This window comes from Taklimakanibacter deserti (assembly GCA_003574785.1).
Genome location: QORU01000005.1, coordinates 55,348 through 70,791, shown reverse-complemented (window position 1 = coordinate 70,791; position 15,444 = coordinate 55,348). Strand labels below are relative to the sequence as shown.

14 protein-coding genes are annotated in these 15,444 nt (G+C 63.2%); 9 read left to right on the top strand and 5 right to left on the bottom strand.

The features are described from left to right. Position 1: 1 nt before the first annotated feature. From DS839_RS11315 to DS839_RS11290, 6 genes are read left to right on the top strand one after another with little or no spacing between them, the layout of a single operon-like run. Complete coding sequence (locus DS839_RS11315; protein WP_119270441.1) at positions 2-1,072, top strand: ABC transporter ATP-binding protein; 1,071 nt, start codon at positions 2-4, stop codon at positions 1,070-1,072. 12 nt (positions 1,073-1,084) lie between these two features. Further along, positions 1,085-2,143 carry an NAD(P)H-dependent glycerol-3-phosphate dehydrogenase gene (locus tag DS839_RS11310; protein WP_119270440.1) on the top strand — a complete coding sequence of 353 codons (1,059 nt, stop codon included), beginning with the start codon at positions 1,085-1,087 and terminating at the stop codon, positions 2,141-2,143. Positions 2,144-2,162: 19 nt separating this feature from the next. Continuing rightward, positions 2,163-2,633, top strand: coding sequence for a ribose 5-phosphate isomerase B (gene rpiB / locus DS839_RS11305; RefSeq protein ID WP_119270439.1), 471 nt, complete (start codon positions 2,163-2,165; stop codon positions 2,631-2,633). Next, complete coding sequence (locus tag DS839_RS11300) at positions 2,630-3,610, top strand: sugar-binding transcriptional regulator (RefSeq protein ID WP_119270438.1); 981 nt, start codon at positions 2,630-2,632, stop codon at positions 3,608-3,610. Before rpiB ends, DS839_RS11300 begins: the two co-directional genes overlap by 4 nt. After that, positions 3,607-4,887, top strand: a complete 1,281-nt coding sequence (locus DS839_RS11295) for an FGGY-family carbohydrate kinase (protein WP_119270437.1) — start codon at positions 3,607-3,609, stop codon at positions 4,885-4,887. Before DS839_RS11300 ends, DS839_RS11295 begins: the two co-directional genes overlap by 4 nt. Further along, positions 4,874-5,647 (top strand): TIGR01459 family HAD-type hydrolase, encoded by a 774-nt coding sequence (locus tag DS839_RS11290; RefSeq protein WP_162918454.1) that lies wholly within the window; start codon positions 4,874-4,876, stop codon positions 5,645-5,647. The genes DS839_RS11295 and DS839_RS11290 overlap by 14 nt, the downstream gene beginning before the upstream one ends. Here DS839_RS11290 and iolB read toward each other — a convergent pair. The 4 genes from iolB to DS839_RS11270 are packed head-to-tail and all read right to left on the bottom strand — an operon-like array spanning position 5,634 to position 11,069. Beyond that, complete coding sequence (gene iolB / locus DS839_RS11285; protein ID WP_119270435.1) at positions 5,634-6,428, bottom strand: 5-deoxy-glucuronate isomerase; 795 nt, start codon at positions 6,426-6,428, stop codon at positions 5,634-5,636. The two genes, DS839_RS11290 and iolB, sit on opposite strands and share 14 nt — an antisense overlap. Next, complete coding sequence (gene iolE, locus DS839_RS11280) at positions 6,428-7,312, bottom strand: myo-inosose-2 dehydratase (protein ID WP_119270434.1); 885 nt, start codon at positions 7,310-7,312, stop codon at positions 6,428-6,430. The genes iolB and iolE overlap by 1 nt, the downstream gene beginning before the upstream one ends. A gap of 17 nt (positions 7,313-7,329) precedes the next feature. Further along, entirely contained in the window at positions 7,330-9,177 is a 1,848-nt protein-coding gene (iolD, locus tag DS839_RS11275; protein WP_119270433.1) for a 3D-(3,5/4)-trihydroxycyclohexane-1,2-dione acylhydrolase (decyclizing), read from the bottom strand. Then, positions 9,174-11,069, bottom strand: a complete 1,896-nt coding sequence (locus tag DS839_RS11270; protein WP_119270432.1) for a bifunctional 5-dehydro-2-deoxygluconokinase/5-dehydro-2-deoxyphosphogluconate aldolase — start codon at positions 11,067-11,069, stop codon at positions 9,174-9,176. The genes iolD and DS839_RS11270 overlap by 4 nt, the downstream gene beginning before the upstream one ends. A 110-nt stretch (positions 11,070-11,179) precedes the next feature. Between DS839_RS11270 and iolG the strand changes: the two genes are divergently transcribed. Next, positions 11,180-12,172: an inositol 2-dehydrogenase gene (gene iolG, locus DS839_RS11265; RefSeq protein WP_119270431.1), complete on the top strand. Its 993-nt coding sequence runs from the start codon at positions 11,180-11,182 to the stop codon at positions 12,170-12,172. A gap of 530 nt (positions 12,173-12,702) precedes the next feature. Here the strand turns inward: iolG and DS839_RS11260 are convergent. Then, complete coding sequence (locus DS839_RS11260; protein ID WP_119270430.1) at positions 12,703-13,533, bottom strand: MurR/RpiR family transcriptional regulator; 831 nt, start codon at positions 13,531-13,533, stop codon at positions 12,703-12,705. Positions 13,534-13,660: 127 nt separating this feature from the next. On the opposite strand from DS839_RS11260, the gene DS839_RS11255 reads away from it, so the two are divergent. Further along, positions 13,661-14,446, top strand: coding sequence for an ATP-binding cassette domain-containing protein (locus DS839_RS11255; RefSeq protein ID WP_119270429.1), 786 nt, complete (start codon positions 13,661-13,663; stop codon positions 14,444-14,446). Next, entirely contained in the window at positions 14,446-15,429 is a 984-nt protein-coding gene (locus DS839_RS11250) for an ABC transporter permease (RefSeq protein WP_119270428.1), read from the top strand. The genes DS839_RS11255 and DS839_RS11250 overlap by 1 nt, the downstream gene beginning before the upstream one ends. Positions 15,430-15,444: the final 15 nt, after the last annotated feature.

Sequence of the window (15,444 nt, the reverse complement as noted above, 5' to 3'; positions counted from 1 at the left end):
GATGGCATCGGTTTCAGCCAAGAAAGTCTTCAAGAGCTATGGCGATGTGGCGGTCGTCCATGGCATCGATCTCGACATCGAGGACGGCTCCTTCGTCGTGCTGCTCGGCCCCTCGGGCTGCGGCAAGTCTACGCTTCTGCGCATGATCGCCGGCCTCGAGACGGTGACCAAGGGCGATATCGAGATCGCGGGAAGGCGCGTCAACGACGTCCATCCCAAGGACCGCAACATCGCAATGGTGTTCCAGAACTACGCGCTCTATGCCCATATGAATGTCGCCGACAATATGAGCTTCTCGCTCAAGCTCGCCAAACGGCCGAAACCTGAGATCGACGAGAAGGTCACTTGGGCGGCAAAGATCCTCAATCTCGAGCCCTATCTCAAGCGATTCCCGCGTGAATTGTCGGGCGGCCAGCGCCAGCGCGTTGCCATGGGCCGCGCCATCGTGCGCGATCCGGCGGTCTTCCTGTTCGACGAGCCGCTCTCCAATCTCGACGCCAAATTGCGCGTGCAGATGCGCACCGAGATCAAGGAGCTGCACGAGCGGCTCAGGACGACGACGGTCTATGTGACGCATGACCAGATCGAGGCCATGACCATGGCCGACAAGATCGTCATCCTGCGCGACGGCCGCATCGAGCAGATCGGCTCGCCGCTCGAAGTCTATGACCGGCCGGCCAATCTCTTCGTCGCGGCCTTCATCGGCTCGCCGGCGATGAATCTCCTGAAAGGCGAGACGGTCGCGGCGAAGGACGGCCTCGGGGTCAAGTCGGGCGACGCGCTGCTGCCCTTGCCCAAGGGCGTCAAAGCCGAAGCGGGCCGCAAGGTCATCTATGGCGTGCGCCCCGAGCATCTCGATCCCGTCGCGCAAGGCGACGGGCTTGCCGCCAAGGTGAGCGTGATCGAGCCGACGGGGCCTGAAATCCATATCTATGCCGAGCTCGCCGGCGAGGAAATCTGCGCCATCACCGATGAAAGGCTTCAGCTCAAGCGCGACGAGATCATCGGCCTCAAGCCAAAGCTCGACCGGATCCACCTCTTCGATGCGGAGAGCGGGAATGCGATTCTATAGTGGGATAAGATCATGGCAGTGATCACAATTCTCGGTGCAGGCGTGATGGGATCGGCCATGATCCTGCCGGCGCGCGACAGGGGCCATGAGGTGAGGCTGGTCGGCACGCATCTCGACCAGGCGATCATCGACAGCGCGGCGAAGACCGGACGCCATCCGCGTCTCAATGTGAAGCTGCCGGACGGCGTCAAGGCCTTTCCATACAGTGATTTCGCCAAGGCCTTGGGCAATGACACGGACCTCCTCATCTTGGGCGTGAGCTCGGCGGGGGTCGGCTGGGCCATCGAGCGCCTGTGCGAGGCTCTCAAGGATCCCGTGCCGGTGATGATGATCACCAAGGGCCTGATGCCGACGGACGACACGATCCTGCCACTGCCCGATTTCGTGCACAGCGAGGTGAAGCGCCGCAAGGGTCTCGCGCTCGATCTCGCCGCGGTCGGCGGACCTTGCATCGCGGGCGAATTGGCGGTGCGCCGCCAGACCGGTGTCGTCATCACCTCGCGCACCGCGGGGCTTGCGCAGAAGCTCTGCGACATGCTCGCCACCGACTACTATCATCCGCGCGTCTCCGACGACATGGAGGGGGTCGAGCTCTGTGCCGCCTTCAAGAATTTCTTCGCCATCTCGGTCGGCTGGGCGCAGGGCCAGTTCGAGAAGGCGCCCAAGACCGAGAACAACGCCTTCAACTTCAACGCCGCCTCGGTGATCTTCGACCAAGCGATCGCCGAGATGATGGTGCTGGCGCGCTTCCTCGGCGGCAAGGACCGAAGCGTGTGGGGCATGCCGGGGGCGGGCGACCTCTATGTGACCTGCCAGGCCGGTCGGAACTCCAGGCTCGGACGGCAGCTCGGCCTCGGCCTCTCTTACGCCGAAGTCAAAGCGGGGCCGATGAAGGATGATACGATCGAAGGCGCGGAGCTCGGCATCACGCTGGCGCCGACGTTGAAGCGCCTGATGGCGACGGGCCGGCTCGATGCCCAATCGCTCCCGGTCACGCAAGCCCTGCTCACGGCGCTGACCGGCAACCAGAAGCTCGACATGCCGTGGGACAGGCTGCATCGCTATACGTGAATCAGTGACGGAGTGTGTCATGACAGAGAAGAAATCCATCGCCATTGGCGCCGATCACCTGGGCCTCGAATTGAAGAACACGCTGGTCGAGCATCTCAAGGCGAAAGGCTATGAGGTCAACGACATGGGCGTCGTCGACAGCAATCCGGTCGACTATCCCGACATCGGGGTGAAGGTCGCCGAAGCCGTCGGGCGCGGCGACTATCCGCGCGGCATCCTGGTCTGCGGCACGGGCGCCGGCATGGCGATCACCGCCAACAAGGTGCCGGGGGTGCGCGCCGTGCCGGTGATGGATCCCTATACGGCCGAACGCGCCATGGCCTCCAACAACGCGCAGATCATCACTTTCGGTCAGCTCATCGTCGGGCCGGCAGTGGCGAAGATGCTCACCGATATCTGGCTCAATGCCGAATTCCAGGGCGGCCGCTCGGCGCCCAAGGTCGCCAAGATGGATGCCATCGACGAGAAATACCGCAAGCCGGTCAAATGAACGACGAGTCCATGCTGGTGCTCACTGTCGATCGCGACGAGCAGCTCGCGACGCGCGCCGCATGGCTCTATTTCGTCGCCGGCCTGACCCAGGCGCAGATCGGTAAGAAGCTCGGCATCAACCGCATCCGCGTCAACCGGCTGCTCGCCCAGGCGCGCGAGCAGGGCATGGTGCAGATCAGGATCACCGGAAGGCTTGCCGACTGCATCGAGCTCGAGAACAAGATCAAGGAGCGTTTCGGCATCGACCAGGCGATCATCGTGCCGACGCCGCCCGACCAGGCGCTGGTGCGCCATGTGATCGGCGCTGCCGCCGGCAATGCGCTGGCCGAACGGCTCAAGGACGGCATGTCGGTCGGCGTCGGCTGGGGCCGCACCTTGCGCCTGAGCCTCAGATCGGTGCCACGCCGGCCGCTGCGCCGCGTCTCGGTCGTCTCGCTGATGGGCGGACTCACCCGCGGCGCCGCCGTCAATCCGCATGAAACGGCGTCCCATCTCGCCGATCTCATCGATGCGCAATGCTTCTATATCGCTGCTCCCGCGCTTGCCGATTCGGAGGCAACCCGCGATCTCCTCGCCCAGCAGCCGATGATCAAGGATGTGTTCGAGCGCCTGCGCAAGGTCGATCTCGTCCTTGTCTCAGCGGGCGGACTTGCTTCCGACAGCACCATCCACCAAGTCGATCTCATCGGCGAGGCCGATGGCCGGTCGCTCAAAAAGGCCGGCGCGGTCGGCGATCTCTGCGCCCATTGGCTCGATGTCGACGGCAGGCTCGTCGACCATCCGCTCAACAAGCGCGCGGTGGCGCTCTCGCCCTTCGATCTCAAATCCGTGCCTTGCGTCATCATGGCGTCAGGCGGACCGGACAAGATCGAGATCCTGCATGGCGTGCTCAAAGGTCAAATGGTCGACATATTGATCACCGATGAAGCGACCGCATCCGGCATTCTGGCCATTGCCGAGCGGAGGAAGGAATGAACAAAGCCGCCCTCGGGATCGATATCGGCACATCCGGCGTGCGCGCCGTTCTCCTTGGGCCGGACGGTGAGATCCTCGCCATGGGCCAGACGGCCATGACGCTGCCGCAGCAGAGCTTTGGCCGGCTGTGGCAGGACCCGCATATCTGGGCGGCCGCGGTCGATGAAGTGCTGCTCGGGCTCAAGGCGAAATTCAAGGAGCACCAGGTCCTGGCGCTCGCCGTTGACGGCACATCGGGAACGATCCTGCCCGTCGACAAGGACGGCGCACCGATCGAGTTGGCCGCCATGTATAATGACGTGGCGGACGAAAAATTCCTCGACGCGGTGACGAAGGTGGCGCCCGAGGAGACGGCGGCGCGCGGCGGCTCGTCACCTCTCGCGCGGGCGCTCGAGATGCAGGACAAGGAAGGCGTCCAACGCATCCTGCACCAAGCGGACTGGATCGCCGGGCGCTTCTCCGGGCGCTTCGATGTCAGCGACGAGAACAACGCGCTGAAGACCGGCTATGATCCGGTGAAGCGGACCTGGCCGGATTGGATCAGAAAGACGGGTCTCCGTATGGATCTTCTGCCGCAAGTGGTGGCGGCGGGCGAGCGCACCGGGACGATCCTGCCCGCGGTCGCCGATCGCTATGGCCTGCCGCGCGATACCGCCATCGTCGCCGGCACGACCGATGGCTGCGCCGCCTTCCTCGCTAGCGGCGCCAGCGATCCGGGCGACGGCGTCACTTCGCTCGGCACCACCTTGACGCTGAAGCTGCTCTCCGACCGGCCGGTCTTTGCGCCCAATTACGGCATCTACAGCCATCGCATCGGCGATCAGTGGCTGGCGGGCGGCGCCTCCAATTCGGGCGGCGCGGCGCTTGCCGTCCATTTCGACCGCGCGGCCATCGTGCGCCTCACCCCGCTGATCGATCCCAACCATCCGACCGGGCTCGATTACTATCCGCTGCCCAAGCCCGGTGAGCGCTTCCCGATCAACGATCCCGCCATGCAATCGCGCGTCACGCCCAAGCCCGATGACGAGCGGGTTTTCTTCCAGGGCCTGCTCGAAGGCATCGCCGGCGTCGAGGCTTCGGGCTATCGGCGGCTCGCCGAACTCGGCGCGTCACCGCTCAAGACGCTGCGCAGCGTTGGCGGCGGCGCTGCCAATGAGCCCTGGACGCGCATCCGTGAAAAGCTGCTCAAGGTCAGAAGCCTGCCGCCCAGGAGCGAGCATGCCGCGGTCGGCACCGCGCGGCTCGCCTGGCGAGGGATCGGCCATGATCCCTATTGAAGGTCTCTCGGAGATCGCGTCCGACTATGACGGCATGCTGATCGACCAGTTCGGCGTGCTGCATGACGGCGCAAGGCTCTATCCTGGCGCGCTCGATGTTCTGGCCAAGCTGCATGAATTGAAGATCCCGATCGCGGTGATGACCAATTCCGGCAAGCGCACAATCGCGAATATCGCCCGCCTCACCAGAATGGGAATCCCGCGCGAATTCTATGTCGATGCGGTGAGTTCGGGGGAGGTTGCCTATCAGCGGCTCAAATCATCGAAGTCCAGGCGCGCCTTCATCATCGGCAAGGATTGCGACGATTATGGCTTCGATCATTTCGAGATCGTATCATATCCGCAACAGGCCGATGTGATCCTTATCCTTGGCTCGAATGCACCGGCAACCTCGCTCGATGAGTATGCGCTGATGCTCAAAGGCCTGACCGTGCCGGCGATCTGCTGTAACCCCGACAAGCTCATGATCACGCCTGCAGGTCTCGAGCCTGCGCCCGGCGCCATCGCGGCGCTCTATGAGGCGCAAGGCGGCAAGGTCGAATGGATCGGCAAGCCCCACCGTGCGATCTACGACCATGCGCTCAAGATCATCGGGCGGCCGCGCCGGGCCTTGTGCATCGGCGACAGCGCCGAGCATGACGTCGCGGGCGGCCGCGGCGCGGGGCTCTCGACACTTCTCGTCACGACGGGCGTGTCGGAAGGCCAGACCCAGTTCGATCCCGAGCCCGATTATCTGATGGAGCGCTTCACCTGGCGATGAGCCATTCATGCTCCTTGGCATTGTGGAACTTCCAGGTGCGCTTCGGCCCTGCCATCACATTAAGATAATAAAGATCATAGCCATGCGTGGCGGCGCAAGGGTGATAGCCCTTGGGCACCAGCGTCAGATCGCCGTCCTCGATGGCCATCGCCTCGTCGAGCGAGCGGTCGTCGGTATAGACGCGCTGGAAGCCGAAACCCTGGGATGGGTTGAAGCGGTGGTAATAGGTCTCTTCCAGCAACGACTCATGCGGCAGGTTGTCCTGGTCGTGCTTATGCGGCGGATAGGACGAGGTGTGGCCGCCGGGCGTGATGACCTCCACCACCAGCAAGCTCTCCGCCGGCTCGGTCTCGGGCAGGATGTTGGTGACATAGCGCGTGTTGGTGCCCTTGCCGCGGGTCTCCTGGCCGAGATCATCCGGACGGATGACGCGCGCCGGCACCTTGCCTGAGCCGGGTGCTGAACAGACGCCGAGCTCGAGCGGCGTCTCGGCCGTGACGCTCCAGGCGTCACCCGCCGGCACATAGACCGACCACGGTTTTCCCTCGAAAGGCGACATGCGCTCGCCGATGACACCGAGATCCTTGCCACCGACCTTGACGCGGCCTTTGCCCGCGACGAAGACGAGGCAGGTTTCGCGATCCTTGCTCTCGGCCTTCACAGACCGACCTTTGCCGAGCTTCCACAGATCGAAGCCGACATAGGTCCAGCCCGCCGTCTCGGGCGTCACATGCAGGATGCGGCCGTCACCGGATTTGGGCTTGACGAGCAGCTTTGGCATCAGAGGAGTCCGCCAGCTTTGAGGAACCGGACGAGATTGTCATGGCCCATCTTAGCATATTTGGCGGGCTCGGCCTTCTTCGGATCCTGCTCGGCCTCGACCACCACCCAGCCGGAATAGCCGGGCAGCTCCTTGAATACCGATACATAATCGACCATGCCGTCGCCCGGCACCGTATAGACGCCGGCGAGCACGCTATCGAGGAAGGACCAGTCCTTCGCATCCGCTTCCTTGCGCACCGCCGGGCGCACGTCCTTGCAATGCACATGGCTGATGCGCTTGCGGTATTTGCGGGCAAGAACGGTCGGATCGGCGCCGCCCCAGGTGGCGTGGCCGGTATCGAGCAAAAGATGCACGGCCTCGCCTGTCTCCTTCATCAACCGGTCGATCTCTTCCGGCGTCTGGATGACGGTGCCCATGTGATGGTGATAGACGAGCTGGAAGCCCTCTTTCCGCAGAAGCTCGGCGAGCTTCGTCAGGCGCTCGGTGAAGCGCTTCCATTCGGCTTCCGTCATCTTCGGACGAGTCGAGAGCGGCTTCGACTTGTCGCCATGGATCGTGCGGGTGCATTCGGCGACGATGAACACGTTCGTGCCCATGTCCTTGAGCAGCTTGCGGTGATGGGCGGCCTCGGCGAACTCGGTCTCGGCATCGCGCTCGATCAGGAAGATCGAATGCCAGCCGCCGATCAGCGCATGGCCGTATTTGTCGAGGATCGGGCGCAGTTTCGCCGCCTCGCGCGGAAATTTGTTGCCGAGCTCCATGCCGACGAAGCCTGCGGCTTTCGCCTCGCTCAAGCACTGCTCGAGCGGGATCCAGCCGCCGATCTCCTGCATGTCGTCATTCGACCAGCCGATCGGATTGGCGCCGATACGGATTGCCATAGTGTCTATCTCCTTCGTTAATCGCCTACGCGCTGCTGCTTGAGCGCCGTCTCATATTTCTTCCGCGCCGCTTCCACTTCCTTGCGGGCCGAGACTTCCGGCACTGCGACATCCCACCAATGGCCGCCAGCCTCGGTCGAGATCCAGGGGTCTGTGTCGATGACGATGACGCTGGTGCGAGGTGTGGACTTCGTCTTCTTGAGCTCGGTCGCGAGATCGGCAAGCGAGCTCACCTTGATGGCGATGGCGCCAAGGCTCCTGGCATGCGCGGCGAAATCGATCTCGGGCAAGCTCTCATGCACCGTGTCGGTGAAGAGATTGTTGAAGCGCGCCCCGCCGGTCGCCTTCTGCAGCCTGGTGATGCAGCCATAGCCGCGATTGTCGAGCAGCACGATGGTGAGCTTGACGCCCATCATCACCGAGGTGGCGAGCTCGGAATTGAGCATGAGATAGGAGCCGTCGCCCACCATCACCACGACCTCGCGATCGGGCTGCGCCAGCTTCATGCCGATGCCGCCCGCGACCTCATAGCCCATGCAGGAGAAGCCATATTCGAGATGGTAGGAAGAGGGCGTGCTCGCCTGCCAGAGCTTGTGCAATTCGCCGGGTAGGCCGCCTGCGGCGCACAGCACCGATATGTCGCGGCCGAGCGCCCGCTGCACTGCGCCGATAACTTGCGCGTCGGAAGGAAGCGTATTGGCTGCCGCCGTCACCGCATCGGCTTCCTTCATCCAGGCCTTGAAGCCGTCCGCGGCCGATTTCGTCCAGATCGACGGTGTCTTGTAACTGCCGAGATTGGCGGAGAGCTCCTCGAGGCCGACACGCGCATCGGCGATGAGCGGCAGAGCCTGATGCTTGGTCGCATCGAAGACCTGGGTGTTGAGGCCGATGATCGTCTTCCCCGGGTTCTTGAACAGCGCCCAGGAGCCGGTGGTGAAGTCCTGCAGGCGCGTGCCGACCGCCAGGATGACATCGGCCTCTTCCGCCAGATGATTGGCGGCCGATGTACCGGTGACGCCGACGGCGCCCATATTGAGCTTGTGCAGGAAGGGAAGCGAGGATTTGCCGGCCTGGGTCTCGGCCACCGGGATGCCGTGGCGCTCGGCGAAACCGGCGAGCGTCGATGAGGCTTCCGAATAAAGGATGCCGCCGCCGGCGATGATCATCGGCTTCTTCGCCGCGCGCAGGGTGCTCACGGCGCGTGCAAGCTCACTTTCATCGGGGCGGATGCGGCGCTGAGCCCAGATCTTCTCGGCGAAGAAGCTCGCCGGATAGTCATAGGCCTCGGCCTGCACGTCCTGGCAGAGCGCCAGGGTGACGGGGCCGCAATCGGCCGGATCGGTGAGAACCTCCATGGCGCGGCTCAAGGCCGGGATGAGCTGCTCGGGCCGCGCGATACGGTCGAAATAGCGCGACACGGGGCGGAAGCAGTCATTGGCGGAAGCCGTGCCGTCGCCGAAATTCTCGATCTGCTGCAAGACCGGATCGGGCTTGCGGTTGGCGAAGACGTCGCCCGGCAGGAACAGCACCGGCAGACGATCGACATGGGCGACGGCGGCCGCCGTCACCATATTGAGCGCGCCCGGGCCGATCGAGGTGGTGCAGGCCATCATGCGCCGCCGGCGCGTCGCCTTGGCGTAGGCAATGGCGGTATGGGCCATGGCCTGCTCATTATGGGCGCGATAGGTCGGCAATTCGTCCTTCACGCCATAGAGCGCCTCGCCCATGCCGGCGACATTGCCATGGCCGAAAATGGCCCAGACACCGGCGAAGACCGGCTGCTTGCGGCCGTCGATCACGGTCATCTGGCGGGTGAGGAACCGCGCCAAGGCCTGGGTCGTGGTGAGGCGGATCGTCTTGGTCATGAATGCGTCCTCTTCCATAATTGGACGAGCTTGCCGAAACGCCGAGCCATGGCGGCAACGGCGTCGTCGTCCTTCATTTGACCTGAGAGCCAGTCTTTCGCCACATCATTGAAGATCGTGCGGCCAATGGCAAATCCCTTCACATGCGCCTGGCCTTCCGCGACGGCGAAGGCCGTGGCGAGCTCGGCCTCCGGCGCCTCGAGCCCCAGGAGTACGATGCCGCGGCAATAGGGATCGTTGCGGTCGATCACCGCGCCGATGTTTTGCCAGGCCGCGGCCGAGGCCTGCGGCTCGAGCTTCCACCAGTCGGGCTTGATGCCCAGCGCATACAGCTCGGCCAGTGCCCGGGCAATAGTGTCGTCCTGCACGGGCCCATGCTTGCCGGCGATGATCTCGACCAGCAATTCGCGGCCGATGCCGCGCGTCGCCTCGAAGAGCGTGCGCAGCTTCCGCGCCTGCTCGTCCTTCAACGCCTTGTCGTCATCGGGATGATAGAAAGCGAGGCACTTGATCGTGTGGCCCACCGGCCATTCGACGAGACGCGATCCGACATCCTGGGTGAATTCGAAGCGCAGAGGCCTCGAGCCCGGCTCTTCCAGCGGCCGGGCGATCCAGAAATTGTGCTTTGCCGCATCGAACATCGCCTCGCGGCCATAGGTGTCGTCGAGCAGCATGCCGAAGCCCGGCTTGCCCTGTGCGACATCGGCCGTCGCCTTGACGGCCAGGCGCTTGAAATCGGCGATGCGCCGGCGCGGCACGCCGAGCTTGTCGGCCATGTCCTCGAGCTGCTTCCTGTGATCGATCGCAAGGGCCAGCAGGCTTTCCGGTTGCGGGCGCCGCGTCGTCGCCCAATGGACATGGTTGATCGCCTCGTCGCGGCGCAACGCCCTGTGCCGGCTTCCGTGCTTCAGGAAGAACTGCAATTCCTCCCAGGTCGGGATCTCGGGCGAGCAAAGTAGGCGTGACACGGCGAAGGCGCCGCAGGCATTGGCCCAGGTCGCCGCGGTCGCATAGTCCTCCCCCTTGAGCCAGCCGCGCAGGAAGCCCGACATGAAGCTGTCGCCGGCACCCAGCACATTATAGACCTCGATCGGAAAGCCCTGGCCGACAATGCCGTCCTCGATGCGCGAAGGGATGGCATCCGGGAATACGACGCAGCCCATGGGTCCGCGCTTCAGGACGATGGCCGCCTTGGAGATGGAGCGGATCTTGCGCAAGGCGCCGAGCGTGTCTTCCGCGCCGCCGGCAATATGCACTTCCTCCTCGGTGCCGACGATGAGATCGCAATCGGCGAGGATCGCCTGCAAGCTTTCCGACACCTTGTCCGACTTGATGTAGCGCTCCTCGCCCGCGGCATGGCCGGCGAGGCCCCAGAGATTGGGCCGGTAGTCGATATCGAGAATGATGCGGGCGCCCTTCGCCTTGGCGATCGCCATCGCCTTCCTCTGGGCGGCATGATTATTGGCCCGCGCAAAATGCGTGCCGGTGACGAGGACGGCACGGCTCGAGCGGATGAAGTCGGGATCGATGTCGTCCTCGCTGAGCGCGCTGTCGGCGCAGTTCTCGCGATAGAAGATGAGCGGGAAGGTCTTGTCGTTCTCGACCGAGAGCAAAACGAGCGAGGTCAGCCGCTCCTTGTCGGTGACGATGCCCTTAAGCGAGACGCCCTCGCGGGCCATCTGCTCCTTGATGTAACGGCCCATCTGCTCATCGCCGACACGGGTGATGAGGCCCGATTTGAGTCCGAGACGCGCCGTGCCGATGGCGATATTGGAGGGACAGCCGCCCACCGACTTGGCGAAAGACGCGATGTCCTCGAGTCTCGAGCCGATCTCTCGCCCATAGAGATCGACGGAAGACCGGCCGATCGTGATGACGTCAAGTTCCGCCATGGGCCTCCCAATTGAGTTCGCTCTTATGTACCTATGTACGCTTGACGATATGAAACAATAATTCTATTCAATCGTCAATTCAGAATATTTGTTCCGTTTTGGGAGGCCGCATGATCAGCTTCGGAATTCTGGGTGCCGGACGTATCGGCAAGGTTCATGGCGCCACCTTGGCCGGTTCCGGCCGGGCCAAGGTCGCCTATGTCGCCGATGCCGACGGCAGGGCCGCGGATACGCTCGCCAAATCGGTCGGCGCCAAGGTCGCCTCGGTCGAGGAGGTCATCAAGGCCAAGGACACGGATGCGATCCTGATCGCGACCCCGACCGACACCCATGCCGATCTCATCGAACAGGCGGCGAGGGCCGGCAAGATGATCCTGTGCGAGAAGCCGGTGTCGCTGTCGGTCGAGCGGATCGAGAAGTGTCTGGCCGCGGTCGAGAAGGCGAAAGTGCCGCTGATGATCGGCTTCCATCGCCGCTACGATCCCAATTTCGCCAATCTCGAGAAGCGCCTGCGCAAAGGCGAGGCGGGCGATGTCGAGATCGTCACCATCACCTGCCGCGATCCCTCACCGCCGCCCGTCGCCTATATCGAGCGCTCGGGCGGGCTCTATCGCGACATGATGATCCACGACTTCGACATGTCGCGTTTCCTCCTGGGCGGCGAAGCGATCGAGACCGTCCATGCGCTGGGCGGCAACCTGGTCGATCCCGATATCGGCAAGGCGGGCGACGTCGACACGGCGGCCGTCCACATGCAGACGAAGCGCGGCGCCATGGTGATCATCACCAATTCCAGGCGCGCCACTTATGGCCATGACCAGCGCATCGAAGTGCATGGCAGCAAGGCGATGCTCAGGGCCGGCAATGTCCATCTGACGACGGTCGAATGCGCCGATGCGCAAGGTTTTACGCAAGACCTCATCCCCTTCTCCTTCATCGAGCGCTATACGCAAGCCTATCGCCTCGAAGTGCTGGCCTTCCTCGATGCGATGGGCAAGGGCAAGGCGCCGAGCGCCTCCGGTCATGACGGGCTCGAGGCCCAGAAGCTCGCGGAAGCGGCGACCGAAAGCTGGAAGACCGGCAAGCCGGTGAAGGTGAAGTGACGACCGGAATCAGGGATTATCAGGGATTATCAGGGAATTTTTACAAAAAAGAATCCGACCTCAGGCATATCAAGAGGTTAGGGTCCGAATAGGAATTTGGAGCAGGGAATTGTCAAATAGCGACGATTGCCGTTTGCCGGAATGACCGCAACTGCGGGCACATCTTCATAGCCTGAGATTTCCCAAATCGCACGGCTTGGCCCGCGATTACAAGAGCGATGAAATCTTACCTGTTTTCCCCTTCTCCCGCTTGCGGGAGAAGGTGGCCGAAGGCCGGATGAGGGTGTCTCTTTGATGCGATGATCACGCGGAACATTAAGCCGAAACATCTCGACCAGGCTCGTTGGCTGCGGCGCAACCAGGTGCCGACGGAAGTCCGACTAGAGTCAGGACATCATCGTTTCGATGATGTGACGAACATGATCCTCTTGGCGTTTGCCGATAGACTGCCGCAAGATTGACCAACACCCTCATCCGCCCTTCGGGCACCTTCTCCCGCGAGCGGGAGAAGGGGAAGTTCGGGCAGGTGTCTAACTTCCCCTTTTCTCCGCCACGGCGACGGTCAGCGTCATGGCGAGGGCCAGCGTGGCGGCGAGCGAGCGGAAGCCTTCGAAATTCGCTTCTGCCACCTCGAACCAGATCTCGGCATCGCGCGCCAAGGGCGAGAAGGCGCTGTCGGTGATGGCAATCACCGGCACATGGGCGCGAACAGCTTGGCTGACCAAGGTAACGGTCTCGCTGGCATAGGGGGTGAAGCTCACTGCGAGCACGGCGTCCTTGGGGGTCGCGAAAGCGATGTCGTTGGAAGCGAGGCCGCCCAGCCCGTCGACCAGCACATGGCGTAGCCCGAGCTTGCCGAAGGCATAGGCCATATAAGACGAGATCGGGAAGGAGCGCCTGAGGCCGATGATGTAGATCGTCTGGGCGCCGGCGAGCCGCGCCACCGCCTTGTCGAGCGTCTTGGCCTCGATCTTGCCGGAAAGATCGGCGATCGACTTCTGCGCCGCCTCCGAAAAGCCTTCGAAGAGGATATGCGCCTTCGAGGCCGATTTCGCATGCTCGCGCAATTGCGCGATGCGCTCCTCGTAATTCGGCACCCGGTCGCGCAGGCGTGCACGAAAAATCTCCTGCAGCTCGGAAAAGCCCTGATAGCCCATGGCCTGGGAAAAGCGGATGAGCGAGGAGGGTTGGACCTCGGCCTGCTCGGCAATCGACGCCACCGTGCCGAAGGCGATATCGTCGGGGTGCTCGAGGGCGAAGGCCGCGATCTGGCTCAGGCGCTTGGGCAAGGTCTTGCCGCGCTCGATGATCAGCGCCTTGAGCGTCGCGAAATCCTTGGGAGCGGTCTCGGTCGTCGCCATGGCCCATGACAACAGAAGGGCTTGACGGCGTCAAGCAAAAATGGAATAAATGTTCTAATAACAAAAATAATCACCAGAATATTCTATTTTGGACCGGCTTCCAGGTCCTGAAAGGGAGGATGGACGGGTGACCACCACCGAAACCCCGCTGCTCGAAGCCAAGGGCGTCACGAAATATTTCGGTGCCATCACGGCGCTGCGCAATGTGAACTTCCATGTGAACTCCGGTGAAGCGCTCGGCGTCGTCGGCGACAATGGCGCCGGCAAATCCACCCTCATGAAGATCCTTTCCGGCCTCTATCAGCCGAGCGAGGGCCAGCTCATCTTCGAAGGCCGCCCCGTCCATTTCTCGAGCCCGCGCACGGCGCGCAATATCGGCATCGAGATGGTCTATCAGGACTTCGCGCTGGCCGGGAATCTGCCGATCTACGAGAATATCTATCTCGGCCGCGAGCCCGGCGCGCGTGTCGCCGGCCTCACCGTCATCGACAAGGCCAGGGAGCGCGAGATGGCGCAGGCCCATCTCGACAAGCTCAAGATCCATGTGAAGAGCGTCGACCAGCCAGTCGAGGAGCTTTCCGGCGGCCAGCGCCAGGCGGTCGCCATCGCGCGCGCCACAGCTTTCGACGCCAAGGTCGTCATCATGGACGAGCCGACGGCGGCGCTCGCCATCAAGGAAGTCGGCAAGGTGCTCGACCTCATCAAGTCGCTTAAGGAGCATGGCGTCGCGGTCATCATGATCTCGCACCGCATGGACGACATCTTCTATGCCTGCGACCGGGTGATGGCGCTTTTCCACGGCGCCAATTTCGCCGATTCGCCGCTCGAGAAGACCAACCGCAACGAGGTCATCGGCTGGATCATGGGGACCAAGGGTCATACCGCTGAGCTCGCGCATGACCGGGTGCATTGATGATCAGCAATAATCCCGCTCTATCGCGCTTCCTCGAGAGCTACGGCATCATCCTCGTCGTCATCGTGATGATGGCGATCCTCTATGCGACGCAGCCCGCGACCTTCCTGTCGGCGGCCAATATCTCCAACATCCTGAAGCAGAATGCCTTCGCCGCCATGCTGGCGCTCGGCATGTTCGTGGTCATCATCACCGCCGGCATCGATCTCTCGGTCGGATCGGTGATGGCGCTGGCGATGATCTGCCTCGCGGTCGCCGACAAAGCGGGCCTGCCCTGGCCGATCGTGATCCTGGTGGCGCCCCTCGTCGGCATCGCCTCGGGGCTCGTCAACGGCCTCGGCTACACGATGCTCAAACTGCCGCATCCCTTTATCATGACGCTCGGCACGCTCAATATCGCGCGCGGCCTCACCAGCCTCATCAGCCAGGCGCCGATCTCCGGTCTCCAGCCGGAAGTGCGCTATCTCGGCCAGAAATACTACACTCTTGGCCTGTTCAACCCTCCGGCGGGCGTGCCCGTCAGCTTCTTCCTCGTCATCCTGTGCGCGATCGGCCTGTGGTTCTTCCTCAACCGCACCAATATGGGCCGGCACATTTTTGCGATCGGGGGCAATCCGCAGGCGGCGCGCGTCACCGGCATCGATGTCGACCGCGTGCTGGTCTATGTCTATGCGATCTGCGGCTTCTTCGCCGGGCTCGCGGCACTGCTGCTTGCCGGACGCACCGATTCGGGCTTTCCGCTCGCCGGCGTCGGGGCCGAGCTCGATGCCATCGCGGCGGTGATCATCGGCGGGGCGAGCTTCTTCGGCGGGCGCGGCACGGTGCTTGGCGTGCTCGCCGGCGTGCTCATCATGGGACTTTTGCGCAACGGGCTCAATCTCAACAATATCAGCCCGTTCTGGCAGCAGATCCTCATCGGTCTTATCATCATCATCGCCGTCTATATCGACGTGCTGCGGCGGCGCGCCGCGACACGCAAGTGAATGCCGCTTCCGGCC